The 12968-nt window shown below is 43.2% G+C and carries 14 protein-coding genes; 9 read left to right on the forward strand and 5 right to left on the reverse strand.

Going from position 1 to position 12968, the window contains the following annotated elements; genetic code table 11:
- Positions 1 to 11 precede the first annotated feature (11 nt).
- Positions 12 to 161, reverse strand: coding sequence for a hypothetical protein (locus ACKA06_RS09590; protein ID WP_032087972.1), 150 nt, complete (start codon positions 159 to 161; stop codon positions 12 to 14).
- A 431-nt stretch (positions 162 to 592) separates the two neighbouring features.
- Between ACKA06_RS09590 and ACKA06_RS09595 the strand changes: the two genes are divergently transcribed.
- Positions 593 to 1363: an SDR family NAD(P)-dependent oxidoreductase gene (locus ACKA06_RS09595; protein WP_411159489.1), complete on the forward strand. Its 771-nt coding sequence runs from the start codon at positions 593 to 595 to the stop codon at positions 1361 to 1363.
- A 416-nt stretch (positions 1364 to 1779) separates the two neighbouring features.
- Here the strand turns inward: ACKA06_RS09595 and ACKA06_RS09600 are convergent, their stop codons facing one another.
- Complete coding sequence (locus ACKA06_RS09600; RefSeq protein WP_032087974.1) at positions 1780 to 2232, reverse strand: chemotaxis protein CheX; 453 nt, start codon at positions 2230 to 2232, stop codon at positions 1780 to 1782.
- Positions 2233 to 2410: 178 nt separating this feature from the next.
- Between ACKA06_RS09600 and ACKA06_RS09605 the strand changes: the two genes are divergently transcribed.
- From ACKA06_RS09605 to ACKA06_RS09630, 6 genes are all read left to right on the forward strand, one after another.
- Complete coding sequence (locus tag ACKA06_RS09605; RefSeq protein WP_064563970.1) at positions 2411 to 3481, forward strand: type III polyketide synthase; 1071 nt, start codon at positions 2411 to 2413, stop codon at positions 3479 to 3481.
- Complete coding sequence (locus ACKA06_RS09610) at positions 3481 to 4047, forward strand: isoprenylcysteine carboxyl methyltransferase family protein (RefSeq protein ID WP_318293549.1); 567 nt, start codon at positions 3481 to 3483, stop codon at positions 4045 to 4047. Before ACKA06_RS09605 ends, ACKA06_RS09610 begins: the two co-directional genes overlap by 1 nt.
- A gap of 448 nt (positions 4048 to 4495) precedes the next feature.
- On the forward strand, positions 4496 to 8131 hold the full coding sequence (locus tag ACKA06_RS09615; RefSeq protein WP_411159490.1) for a dynamin family protein: 3636 nt from the start codon (positions 4496 to 4498) through the stop codon (positions 8129 to 8131).
- A 30-nt stretch (positions 8132 to 8161) separates the two neighbouring features.
- Complete coding sequence (locus tag ACKA06_RS09620; protein WP_032087977.1) at positions 8162 to 8350, forward strand: hypothetical protein; 189 nt, start codon at positions 8162 to 8164, stop codon at positions 8348 to 8350.
- On the forward strand, positions 8347 to 9189 hold the full coding sequence (locus tag ACKA06_RS09625; RefSeq protein ID WP_411159491.1) for a sulfurtransferase: 843 nt from the start codon (positions 8347 to 8349) through the stop codon (positions 9187 to 9189). The genes ACKA06_RS09620 and ACKA06_RS09625 overlap by 4 nt, the downstream gene beginning before the upstream one ends.
- Positions 9190 to 9688: 499 nt before the next feature.
- Positions 9689 to 10585, forward strand: a complete 897-nt coding sequence (locus ACKA06_RS09630) for a 5'-3' exonuclease (RefSeq protein ID WP_032087979.1) — start codon at positions 9689 to 9691, stop codon at positions 10583 to 10585.
- Positions 10586 to 10639: 54 nt separating this feature from the next.
- On the opposite strand, the gene ACKA06_RS09635 is transcribed toward ACKA06_RS09630, so the two are convergent.
- The gene (locus ACKA06_RS09635; RefSeq protein WP_032087980.1) at positions 10640 to 10777 is read right to left on the reverse strand and encodes a spore protein; all 138 of its coding nucleotides are present in this window, start codon (positions 10775 to 10777) and stop codon (positions 10640 to 10642) included.
- Between the two features lie 114 nt (positions 10778 to 10891).
- On the opposite strand from ACKA06_RS09635, the gene ACKA06_RS09640 reads away from it, so the two are divergent.
- Together ACKA06_RS09640 and ACKA06_RS09645 are read left to right on the forward strand one after the other, a co-directional pair.
- Complete coding sequence (locus tag ACKA06_RS09640; protein WP_032087981.1) at positions 10892 to 11380, forward strand: divergent PAP2 family protein; 489 nt, start codon at positions 10892 to 10894, stop codon at positions 11378 to 11380.
- Between the two features lie 35 nt (positions 11381 to 11415).
- Positions 11416 to 11682 carry a DUF6123 family protein gene (locus ACKA06_RS09645; RefSeq protein ID WP_032088382.1) on the forward strand — a complete coding sequence of 89 codons (267 nt, stop codon included), beginning with the start codon at positions 11416 to 11418 and terminating at the stop codon, positions 11680 to 11682.
- 147 nt (positions 11683 to 11829) lie between these two features.
- Here the strand turns inward: ACKA06_RS09645 and ACKA06_RS09650 are convergent, their stop codons facing one another.
- Together ACKA06_RS09650 and ACKA06_RS09655 are read right to left on the reverse strand one after the other, a co-directional pair.
- Positions 11830 to 12219, reverse strand: a complete 390-nt coding sequence (locus ACKA06_RS09650) for a reverse transcriptase-like protein (protein WP_032087982.1) — start codon at positions 12217 to 12219, stop codon at positions 11830 to 11832.
- A gap of 26 nt (positions 12220 to 12245) precedes the next feature.
- Positions 12246 to 12926, reverse strand: coding sequence for a queuosine precursor transporter (locus ACKA06_RS09655; RefSeq protein WP_032087983.1), 681 nt, complete (start codon positions 12924 to 12926; stop codon positions 12246 to 12248).
- Positions 12927 to 12968: the final 42 nt, after the last annotated feature.

The following is a 12968-nucleotide window of genomic DNA, read 5'->3' on the forward strand; positions in this document are numbered from 1 at the left end:
CTCCTTCTTCTTTAAAAACGATTAATGAATAGTAAGAATACACCGATCCATGAAAGCAAAAGGAACCCTCCAAGCAGCAGGACAGAAGTCAGGGTCCCTTTAAGGCTTGACGAATCTTCCACTTTGGTTTTTGTTTTCCTGTTCAATTCAGGATTTGGCATCATGTTCACTCCTTTCACCTTTAGAGGTGATGTTCTGAATTAACTCAATCATAATCCCTGCGCATCACGTCCATCTGTGATAAATATCACACCAATCAGGGATAATTGTGAAATAAATGTGAAGTTCGTCACATGTCATTTCAGCCATTAAGCTAAAAAGGGAATATTCTCCTGTTCCAGTTAAAAAAGCTCTGCATAAACTGAACTATCATGATTTTTTAGGGGGAAGGAAAAAATGGAGAAGTATTATTGTAATAGATGCTGTCAATTGTATACCTGCAAACAACTGTGTTCAGTTTGTGGTTCGATGGCAGAAACAAAGATTCATATTAATGTGCACTGTCAGGGAAACAAAGAAAAAGGGGCCCGTCCGGATGATTGAGAAATTGTGTTAAAATAGAGAAGATTAAAAATTGACAGGAGTGTGGGGAATGTATTTGCCATCTTTTTCGCTTAATAATAAAACTGCAGTCATCACCGGCGCAGGCCGGGGGATAGGAAGGGCATTGAGCATCGGTCTTGCGGAAGCCGGAGCGGATGTGGTCCTTTTATCGAGAACGAGGACTGATTTGGAAGAGACAGCATCAATGGTTCAGGCAGCGGGACGCGAAGCTTATGTCATCCCTGTGGATGTGACATCCCGGGAAGAAATCAAGAGGGCTGTGCAATACATAGAAGATCAAGGGTTGAAGATTGATATTTTAATCAATAACGCTGGGATGAATATCAGGTCCAATGCTTTTGAGGTGACGGATGATGAATGGAAAATGATCATGGATACCAATTTGAAATCTGCCTTTATGATGAGTCAGGAAATCGGGTCTCATATGAAAGAAAACGGAAAGGGGAAGATCATTAACATCTCTTCCGTGGCAGGTCATGTGGCCCTGCGGACCGGGGTTGTGTATGCTTCTACCAAAGCTGCGATGATTCAGATGACAAAAGTTCTGGCATTTGAATGGGGCAAACATAACATTAATGTCAACAGTATCGGCCCCTGGTATTTTAAAACGCCTTTGACCGAGGAACTCCTTAAAAATAAGGAATATATAGACGACATCCTAGCCGTGACGCCATTGAATAGGGTAGGCGAACTTCAGGAATTGGTCGGACCTGCTGTGTTCTTGTCCTCGGACGCAGGTAATTACATAACAGGACAAACACTGTTTGTTGACGGGGGAATGACCATTCAGGGTTTTTAAGAGGGTGATTGGTTGATGGCAGCCGGGTCGCGGGGACAGGCACCGCGACCCGCTTTTTTGTGGGAAATATCTTGAATTTAACAAGGATTTCACTCTATACGGGTATATTTCGATAAAGGAAATCGGGGTTCTTATACTGTGAAGAGGCCGTCAGCCTGTCATTGAGGGTATATCTTGGCTAGGAATTATTTTTATTATCAAAAACGGACAGTTTATTATCAAAAATGATAATATATTATCAAAAAATCACATTATATTATCAAAAACGTCTGATCGACCTCCTTTAAACCCGCTGGTGTATAACTTTCTGCAGCCCCCTGCTGTAGCCCCGTGCAATTGAGTAACAACTGCTCCAAATTCTGCTGTACTCCGGCCAAAAAAAAGCGGTCTGCTCATGTCCGCTTTTTCCCCTTTCCTTATGGAACCGTCACCAAAAGAACATGGAAACGACCTGCATCCTTAACAGTCAAAGGCAGCTGTATGACCGGGTTATTCCCTATTATACCTGCTTTTCCTGTCATGACAGTCGGTGTTGTAATATCCACATTATGACCGCTGTGTGCAATCGAGGTCGCGAGATTCCCCACAATCATATTTCCTAATTCTCCCGCAAACGACTCCAGCATTTCACCAGTCAGCGGCATTCCGAACATAGAGGCTGCCAGGGATTGAAAGTTTTTTTCATTCCCGTCAATGACGAATCTTCCCTGGACATCTCCGGTCATTCCTATCGAAACGCTGAAATGCTGGTGGTCATACGGCTCTTTTAGCAAGGTCGGTTCATCATGGGTTACGCTTAATGGGACCACACCTTTTAGGGCAGTCATGAAATGATGCAATAGATCGGTAATGCTGCTGGTTAGCTTCATGTCGAAACCTCCGGAAATTTGTCAGAATTATTATATCATATTACCTAGTATAAAAGACTTAAAAACTTTCAGGTGTCGTAAACTTCTCCTTCGGACTGAAAAAGAATAACTATACATGTTCTTTCACGTTTTGGTAATGCTATCCTTACATGGAAATGTGATAAGGAGAATGGTTGTAATGCCTAAAATAGTGAGTGTTGAAACAGAAATCCCGCCTTATAAAATTACTCAATCCGAAGCAGCGGATTTTGCCCGGAATTTATTTTCAGGAAGCTTTAAGGATATAGACCGCCTGCTGCCTATCTTTGAAAATGGCGAGATAGAAAGCAGGTATTTTGTCGGTGACCTTGATTGGTTTTCCAAATCTCATTCCTTTCAGGAAAAGAATGATTTGTTTATCCGTTTTGCTGTGGAGATGGGAAGCAGGGCAATTGAAAAATGCATCATTAATAATGAGGTCAACTATGAAGAAATCGATGCCATATTCACGATATGCACAACCGGTCTTGCCACACCGAGTATAGAAGCAAGGATCATGAACGTCCTGCCCTTTCCATCCCATGTCAAACGCATACCGATCTGGGGATTGGGGTGCGCTGGAGGAGCGGCTGGCCTGTCACGGGCATATGAATACTGCCTTGCTTTTCCAAAGGCGAATGTGTTGGTGCTTTCCATTGAATTATGCTCATTAACGTTTCAGCATGGTGACCGTTCCAAAAGTAATTTAGTCGGGACTTCATTATTTGCAGATGGGGTGGCGTGTACCCTCGTTTGCGGAGATGAAAGCACTGCGCTGAATGAAATAGTACGCCCGCTGCCTTCAATATTTGCCACACAATCAACCACGTTGAAGAATTCACTCGATGTCATGGGCTGGAATATTAAAAATGAGGGTCTTTATGTCGTGTTTTCAAAAGATATCCCAACACTGGTCACAAACTGGCTGAGACCGAATGTGGAAGAATTCATTCATTCACAGGGGATCAAAATGGAAGAAATCAAACACTTTGTGGCTCACCCCGGGGGAAAGAAAGTGATCGAGGCGTATCAGGAAGCATTGGGATTCGATGATCACATGACCCGCCATGCGCTGAAAATACTAAAGAAGTACGGCAATATGTCCTCGGTGACGATCTATTATGTCCTGAAGGAATTTTTGCAAGATGATTGCAAGAGAGGCGATATCGGCCTTGGAACAGCATTAGGACCGGGCTTCAGCTCGGAATTAGTATTGATGAGGTGGGATTGATGATATTTTTTATCCTTTTCTTTCTAGTTCTGGCTGTGCAGCGGGTGGTGGAATTGATCATTGCCCGTAAAAATGAAAAATGGATGAAAAAAAGGGGAGCGAAGGAGTACGGACAAAATCATTACAGGGGCATGGTGATGATCCATACAGCTTTCTTTGTATCCCTTTTAATTGAAGCGGGTATCTTTCATTCAGGGATTCACCCTCAGTGGAAATACCTGCTTGCAGGGTTCATACTCACCCAGGCAGGGAGGATATGGGTCATTTCATCGCTGGGGAGATATTGGAATACGAAAATAATCGTCCTCCCCGATACCGAGGTGGTGGCGACAGGGCCATATAAGTTTTTCAGGCATCCCAATTATCTTATTGTAACGGTTGAGTTGGCCATCATCCCCCTTTTATTCAATGCATATTGGACACTGATCATTTTTGCCGTCCTCAATCAGCTGATCCTCCTAACGAGGATACCGGTGGAGGAAGAGGCACTGACCCGGCAAACGAATTACAAACATGTCCATTTATCGACTCCTGGATGGATAGGCACAGAAAAGAAAGAAAAATAAAATTTCTTATTGAAAATGATTATCGTTTTTGATAGGATGTAAATGAAGATGAAAATTATTCTCAGTTGCATGTCCCGAAACTAAAAATAAGGTGGCGAATGAAATGGTATGGTTTCTAATAATGATGACAGTGGTTACATATGGATTCCTAATGAAATTTGTCTTGTCTAATGTGATGAAGGATCGACAGCCTGTTCAAAAACCTGCATCTGAACAAACCAAAACCCGACCCTTCGCATCACCAAATCTTATACCGACACAATCAACAAGATAAGTCTCCTTCAATCGAAGGAGGCTTTTTATTTTCTCCAAATAGAGAATCCCTGAATAGGATATTAATAAGTTTCTTAGGTCTCTTCAATAAACGAAAAGCAAACCATAGAGAAATCGGGGTAAATACGATAAAATAAAAGCGTTATCATCTTTTGAAATAGAAAGGACCTTACACATGAGCCGCACTGATCAGCAAAGCACCAATTTACATACAATCCTGCATAAGCTGGCAGGATATGATGAAATATTCCGCAGTAAAGGGGATGAGGAACGTTCCCAGAAGGTAGAAAGACTGGCGGAAAAAATTCACAGGCAGGAATTCATACTTGCTTTTTGCGGGCATTTCTCTGCCGGAAAATCAACTATGATCAACTATCTGATGGGTGATGAAATACTCCCTTCGAGTCCCATCCCCACCAGTGCCAATCTGGTGAAAGTTCATCAATCTAATGAAGACTATGCAAAGATTCACTATCATACAGGCAAACCAGTCTTATTTAAGGCGCCATACGAATACTCGAAAATCAAAGAATTCTGCAGGAACGGGGAAGATGTATACTCGGTTGAAATAGGCAGAAAGAAAACGACCCTCCCTGAGGGGGTCTCAGTCCTTGATACCCCGGGCGTGGACAGTACGGATGACGCCCACAGGCTGTCCACCGAATCTGCCGTCCATTTAGCGGATGCGGTATTTTATGTCATGGATTATAATCATGTCCAATCGCAGGTGAACTTCCAATTCACTAAAGAATTAAAGCGTCATGGAGTGAATTTATATCTGGTGGTCAATCAGATTGATAAACATCAGGAGGAAGAACTGCCTTTCCAGAAGTTCAAAGAGGCTGTCAGGGATTCCTTTGCCAGCTGGGGGGTCAATCCGGACGGCATCTTCTATACCAGTCTTAAGAAATCTGACCATGAACATAATCAAATAGCAGAACTGCGGGAGTTCATCAATAAACAGGTCGTGGATAAAGAGTCACTGATCGAAGAATCCGCCCAGTCAGCCCTCTCACAACTTGTACATGAACATATCGGATGGTATGAAGATCAGCAGACCCAGGTTGAAGAAGAGGGGAAAAAACATGTCACAGATGAAGAGTGGGCAGACAAAGACGCGCTTTTAATGGAAGAAGCAAAGCTTCTGGACGAACTATCAGATAACGACGTCAGCGAATTGAGACAGTCTTTCGAAGAAGAAAGAAGCACAGTCCTTAAGAATGCATACCTTATGCCTTTTGAAACAAGGGACCTTGCGAAAGAATTCCTTGAAAGCCGGCAGCCGGACTTTAAAGTCGGATTCCTGTTCAGCAGACAAAAAACAGAAGATGAAAAGGAACGCAGGGCCAAAATCTTTAAAGAAGAAGTGAACAGCAGGATCGAAACCCAGTTGGAGTGGCATTTGAAGACACTCGGAAAATCGTTCATGAAGAAGAAAAATGTTGTTTCAACTTCCCTTTTGGATGGCTGGGAGACGCTGTCCCTCAAAGTGGATGAGCAATATTTAAATGCGTTGATCAAACCGGGGGCAAAGGTGACAGGGGATTACGTCCTTCAGTATTGCGATAATCTCTCAGAAGAATTAAAGAGGGATGCGAGAAAAAGAACGAATGATTGGCTTGAAGGCTTCCTGAAACACTTGAAAGAAGATTCGGAAAGCAAACAAAGAAGCCTGCAAGATGAGCTGCAGGCAATCCGTCAAAAAACAGTATATGTGCATAAATGGGCCCTCTTGGAAGAGGAGAAGTTCCAGCAGATAGAAAAGCTGGAAGGGATTTCGGATTCCGATAAACAAGATGGCAAGATTCTGGGCTGGGTGAATGACTGGAAAGCAAAAGAAGAAGAGTTCATAGAAGCAGACGAACTGGAAGAAAACCCTCTTGAGCCTGCAAGCGAAAGTTTAAGCAATGATGAACAGAATGACGTGCACTCCCGAGAAGTAAAGAATACTCAGGTTTCTGTGGAGGATGCAATCGACAGGCTGGACCGAATGACCCGCGTGTTCGGCAACCTGCATGGGTTCAGTAAGATTGCAGAAATATTGGAGGGCAAGCGTGAGAGACTTGCCAATCAGACATTTACGATTGCTTTATTCGGAGCCTTCAGTGCAGGGAAGTCATCCTTTGCCAATGCGCTCCTCGGCAAAAAAGTATTACCGGTCAGTCCGAACCCGACTACTGCATCCATCAATCGGATTAAGCCGGTAACGGATCAGTATCTTCATGAGACGGCAGTAGTGCAAATTAAATCCGAATCTCAACTCTATCAGGACCTGTCACATTCCTTATCCTTTTTTGACAAACGAATTGAAACTTTAGAGGATGCCTTGGAAATCATCCCCGGACTTCTAAATGAAACGGGAGGAGACGCGAAAGTAAAAATCCACCTGTCTTTCCTTTCGGCGTTTTATAATGGATATGAAGAATTCAAGAACCGCTTAGGCAGGGAAATCACAGTCGATTTAGATGATTATAAAGGATACGTAGCAGATGAAAACAAATCCTGCTTTGTTGAGTCGATCGACCTGTACTATGATTGCGAGATTACGAGGAAGGGCATCACATTGGTTGATACCCCTGGTGCGGACTCAATTAACGCACGTCATACCGGGGTGGCATTTGAATACATCAAAAACGCTGATGCCATCCTATTTGTGACCTATTATAACCACGCTTTCGCACGTGCAGACCGTGAATTCCTCATTCAGTTGGGGCGCGTAAAAGACACATTCGAACTCGATAAAATGTTCTTTATCGTCAACGCAATCGACCTCGCCAAGGATGAAGAAGAAAAGGAAGAAGTCATATCCTATGTCGGGGAGCAGCTCATTCAGTATGGTATCCGCTTCCCGAGAATTTTTGGAGTCTCATCCCTTCAGGCACTGGAGGATAAAGAGAACCCTTCCAATGGGATGACCTTTTTCAAAGACGCATTCAATTCCTTCATACAGGAAGAGCTCGTCAGCATGAGTGTGGATTCAGCAATTAGTGAATGGGAAAAAGGAATCAAGCGTTTCAAGCATTATATCGATACGGCATCGAGTGATCAATCTTTGAAACAGCAAAAAATCGAGGAATTGCATCAGACGAAAGCTGAAGTAAATGAACTTCTTGAAAAAATGACAGCCGCAGCTATCCAGCAGGAAACAGACCAGGAATTGGATGAATTGATTTATTATTTAAAACAGCGGGTATTTTTCCGGATTTCCGACTTCTTTAAGGAGGCGTTTCACTCAGGCTTGTTCATGAATGAAACGAACGATTCAAAAGCACTGCAGAACGGATTAAAGGAGTTCATAACGAGTGTAGGTTTTGATTTATCGCAGGAATTGAGAGCCACTTCCTTGAGGATTCAACAATTCATCGGTAAGCAGCTTGATTCCCATTGGGACCAAATAGAGTCCAATATACTTGAATCGGAAAAAGAAATCCTGCTTTCTTCTCCGGTATTCAGGAATGGTGAAGCCATCGAATTTCAACAGGCTTTTAAAGACATCGATCTCGAGCATTTCAAAGGGGCTTTCTCCACTTTCAGGAATGCTAAACAATTCCTCGAAAAAGGCGGAAAAAAAGAAATTCAGGAAGAGCTCGTGAAGAGGCTTCATGGACCTGCGGATGACTACCTGAAAAATGAAAAAGAAAAGATGAAATCCTGGAGTCAGCAGGATATAAATGTAAGGTTCAAGAATTTAAAAGAGGAAGCAAAATCGCAGACATTTGAACAGATCGATTCAAATATCGAAGCGTTGAGTACCACCCAGGATATTGAAAAACTCAGAAGAGAGTGGAAGTCGCTGATTGTCCAGCCCTAAAAAGATTTAAAAGGAAAAGGGGGAAGCCGCTTGAAAGTTAATCCATTTCATTGTTGTGCCACCTGTATCCATATTACTGCCAGCAAACAGTTGAACGCAAGGAAGACTTCCTATTTTTGCTCCCGTCTTGGTTATGAGACCAGGACGGACTATCGATTTTCCTGCTGGGAACCGAAGGAAGCTGTAAAGGATCTGATGAAAAAGAGGGGGATATCATGATGATGAATGTCCGGAGCGTAGATTGGCTGAAGGAACACTTGCCCGATCGAAAAGTGAGAGTGATTGATTGCAGCTTTTCATTAGGGGACTCGTCAGCTGGTAAAACCACTTATTTGAAAGGGCATATTCCGGGTGCGGTTTATTTTGATCTTGAAAAAGACTTATCCGGTCATGTGAAAGAGCATGGAGGGCGGCATCCACTGCCAAATATGAAAAACTTCCTGAGAAAAATAGAAAATGCCGGCATCGATAACGATACGGTCATCGTAGCCTATGATCAGGAAGAAGGGGCTTTTGCCAGCAGGTGCTGGTGGATGTTCCGCTATATTGGCCATGAAGAAATCTTCGTATTGAATGGTGGATATAAAGCATGGAAGGAAGAGGGATGTGAATCAGAGACATCTGTTCCTGACTATGAAACGAAAAGTTATACTCCTTCATTCAACGAAGAAATGCTTGCTTCCCTAGAGGAAGTGAAAGGGATATCTAATCGGGAAATTCCAGGAATCTTACTTGATTCCCGCAGTGAGGAGCGTTACTTAGGTAAAGAAGAACCGATTGACCGGATACCGGGGCATATTCCGGGAGCAGTCAATATACCCTGGACAGAGGGAGTGAAGAAAGGTCACTTCCTGGAGGAAGCCAATGACCGGCGATTTGCAAAACTTGACAGAAATACGCCAATCGTTGTTTATTGCGGGTCGGGAGTGACTGCCACGCCAAACGTCCTCGCGTTATTGGAAGCGGGATTCAGCGATGTCAAGCTGTATGCCGGGAGCTACAGTGATTGGGTCTCCTACGACCATCATAAAGTGGAAACAAATCGGACGAGCCTGTGAATGCAGGATTGTTTTTTTATTGTCCAGCTGTGGCGGCTAGAGACTGGAGGTCATAAGCCAAATCGGCCAAAAAGGCAAAGAACGCCTTCCTGTCCGGTTCGTCTTATGCCACCCGCCTCTGAGCAAAGCCCCTCTGCTTTTCTTATTGTCCAGCTCCGGCGGCTAGGAGCTCGAGGTCATAAGCTAAACTTACCAAAAAGGCAAAGAGCGCCTTTCCTGTAAGTTCATCTTATGCTTGTCGCTCCTGATCGAGCCGCCTCCGCTTTTCGATTGTCCAGCTGCGGGGCTTAGAGGCACATGTCATAAGCCAAACCGGCCAAAAAGGCAAAGAACGCCTTCCTGTCCGGTTCGTCTTATGCCACCCGCCTCTGAGCAAAGCCCCTCCGCTTTTCTAATTCCCAGTGGGGTGAGGGCTGAAATATGTTATACTTTTAATGGATTGTATATTTAAGAAACCGTGAGATTGCGGACAAAATAGATAGAGTCAGGAGTGTATGTAATGAAAAGAGATGAACACTTATTATTGATTGATGGAATGGCGCTCTTATTCCGTTCGTTTTTTGCAACAGCCGTGACCGGCCAGTTTATGATGAATTCAAAAGGGCTTCCGACCAACGGTGTACAGGGATTTATGAAGCACCTGCTGATGGCAGCAGACCATGTTAAGCCTAGCCATATCCTGGTATGCTGGGACATGGGAAGTAAAACATTCCGCAATGAGGTATATACAGACTATAAAGCCAATCGAAATGCCCCTCCGGTTGAGCTCATCCCACAATTTGATCTGGCAAAGGAAGTGGCGGAAGGCTTCAACCTTGCTAACGTCGGGGTTCCCGGTTATGAAGCGGATGACTGCATCGGGACACTTGCAAAGGCACACCATAAGGAACGCAGGGTGACTGTACTGAGCGGTGATCAGGATCTGCTTCAACTGCTTGATGATGGAATCGAAATCATGCTCTTGAAAAAAGGGTTTGGAAATTATCAAACCTACACGAAGGAGCTGTTTGTAGAAGAACGCGGAATAACACCAGAGCAGTTCATAGATGTCAAAGCGCTGATGGGAGACTCCAGTGACGGATATCCGGGTGTGAAAGGCATAGGAGAAAAAACAGCCATTAAACTCATTCAGGAGCATGATGACATTTCAGGAATTTTAAGCAATCTCGATAAACTGACACCTTCCCAGCGCAAGAAAATTGAAAGTGATCTGGATATGCTCCATATCTCAAGGAAGCTTGCCGAAATACATTGTGAGGTCCCGCTGCCGCTGACAATAGAAAATGCCGTGTGGAGCCGCGTGCCGCATACTTCAATGTCATATATTGAAGAACTTGAGCTGAAGGTGCTTAGAAGATTCTTATTGAGCGCAGATTCATTGATTGCAACAAGCTAAACAATCAAAAAGTCAGGTTTTAGGCAGCCTGACTTTTTTCTTTGATTTACTTTGTTACTTTCTATTCAGTTTTTTTGCTGCATTTTCTAATTTGCTTTTTGGTTCCCCGGCGAATTCCATATCGGAAGCATTGCCCTGAGGATTTACACTGGATGCAGTATTTCCTTTATTCTTATTGTTGTTTTTGCTCATTTCTACGCCTCCTGAATCGTGATGATTACATGATTATTTTGCGTTCTGTCCCTTGAATTATCCCATGCAAACATGAATTTTTGGACAGACTAAGGGAAAGGGAGGTGTATAGCGATGAATAAAGGTGTACTGACAGCCTTACTGAGCATCTTGCTCGCTCAGGGCTTCAAGATTCCCCTTCATTATATAAAAAGGAAAGAATGGAAACCGGAATTGTTTTTTCAAACAGGAGGTATGCCCAGCTCCCACAGTGCGGGGGTCGCTTCGCTGACCACTTTCATTGCGTTGAAAAAGGGAGTGAAAACGATTGATTTCGCACTCTCCTTTATCTTTGGACTGATTGTCATGTATGATGCCCAGGGCATTAGACGGCAGACCGGAGAATTGACGCTGAAAGTGAACAGTCTGGATGAACTGGTCAGAAAAGCGCACGAAAAAGAATCAGTGGAATTTGAAGAAAAGAAGCCCAAGCGCCTGAAAGAAATGCTCGGCCATCAGCCTCAGGAAGTTGTGGGAGGCGCGCTGCTGGGTTTGGTGATGGGATCTTTAGGTTTTCTGCTGTCAAAAAAAGATAGGCAGAGAAAAAGATTTTTTGTAAGATGAAAGAAGACAACGCTGTAATTAGGGTGAGGGGACAAGTGAAAAAAACAACAGAAGATTTTCTCATTGATTTGGAAAACAGGGGATTTAAATTCCAGGAAGATGCAATCGGTTTTATTTATTTCGGTAAAAAATATACAGATGCACCGGATGAACTTGTCAACAGTGCAATTGAAATCACGCTGAAGGCACAAAAAAAGTTTGATTCAAGCTTTTATATGTCTATATTGGAACGTCTGCATTCACAAAAGATAACTTCCAGGAAAGAAGCCCTTAAATGGATGGTCCATCAAGGACTCGCTTAAGAATTAAACAAGGACTTGCTTACAAATTAAGCAAGAACTTGCGTAAACATTAAGCAAGGACTTTCATGAGCAAAATGGCAAGGGTTGAATAAGAAAAATAAAACAAAAAGGAGTGCCATGCGGCCTCCTTTTTGATTAGATGAATGATCATCCATTTAAGTGAATGGCTTTCCTGGCAAGTTCATCAGCCATTTTGTTTTCTTTACTCGGCACCCATTTGATGAAAAACAATGGAATCTGATCTGCCAGCCGTAAAATATCCAGCAGAATCGATTTGTATAATGGGCTTTTGACAAATTCTTTTTCAACGGCATGCACCAATGCCTGTGAATCACTGCGGACCCAGACTGTGTCCGCCTGATTTTCAATGCAGATTTCCAGTGCTTTCTTGCAGGCGGTGAATTCCGCCAGGTGATTATCCATATCCCCGAGAGGAAATGAAAAATGCTGAACCTGTCCATTCTGTTTAATGACGATGCCGGCGCCGCTTGGACCTGGATTACCAGCACTTGCTCCATCGATATTCACTTCAAACAACAGGCGGTCACTCCTTCAAATAGAAATTAGTTGATATCTTTCGGGAATCGTTTGGCAATATAACCAAAGGGTGTGTCCAGTATGGAAATCAGCCATTTCAATAAATAGGTTGTTATGAATATCTCCATCCAGATATCGAACGGGAACGTACCCAGGAAAGCAATACTGGTAAATACAAGAGTATCCAATAATTGACTGATCATGGTACTTCCATTATTGCGTATCCAAAATTGCCTGTCTCCCGGGAACTTTTTCTTCAAATAGGAGAAGATATATACATCAGTGAATTGGCTCACCAGGTATGCAGCAAGGCTGCCGGCTGCAATTCTCGGTATCAGGCCGAAAATGGTGGACAGGGCTCCCTGTGCAATATCTTCCGGGTGGGGTTGAAATATAAGGGCCATCTGCATAATAATAGTCATAATGATCAACGTAAAGAAGCCGAGCCAAACTGCTTTTTGTGCTTCTTTTTTTCCATAGCGTTCATTTAAAATGTCAGTCACCAGGAAAGCTGAACCGTACATGGCATTACCCAAAGTAGCAGTGAGACCGAATATCTCGATCGTTTTAACGACTTGAAGATTGGCAAGTATTGTTGATAGGCCAATCCAGACAAATAACCCGGTACGCCCGAACATTCTATACATAATTAATAACAGGGAAAAAGTAATAATAACAAATAAAAGACCAAACCAGATATTAAACATGGAAATCCTCCTTTTTACAAACAATACTCTACATTATACAAA

This window comes from Rossellomorea oryzaecorticis (assembly GCF_045897515.1).
In the GTDB taxonomy this organism is placed as follows: domain Bacteria; phylum Bacillota; class Bacilli; order Bacillales; family Bacillaceae_B; genus Rossellomorea; species Rossellomorea enclensis.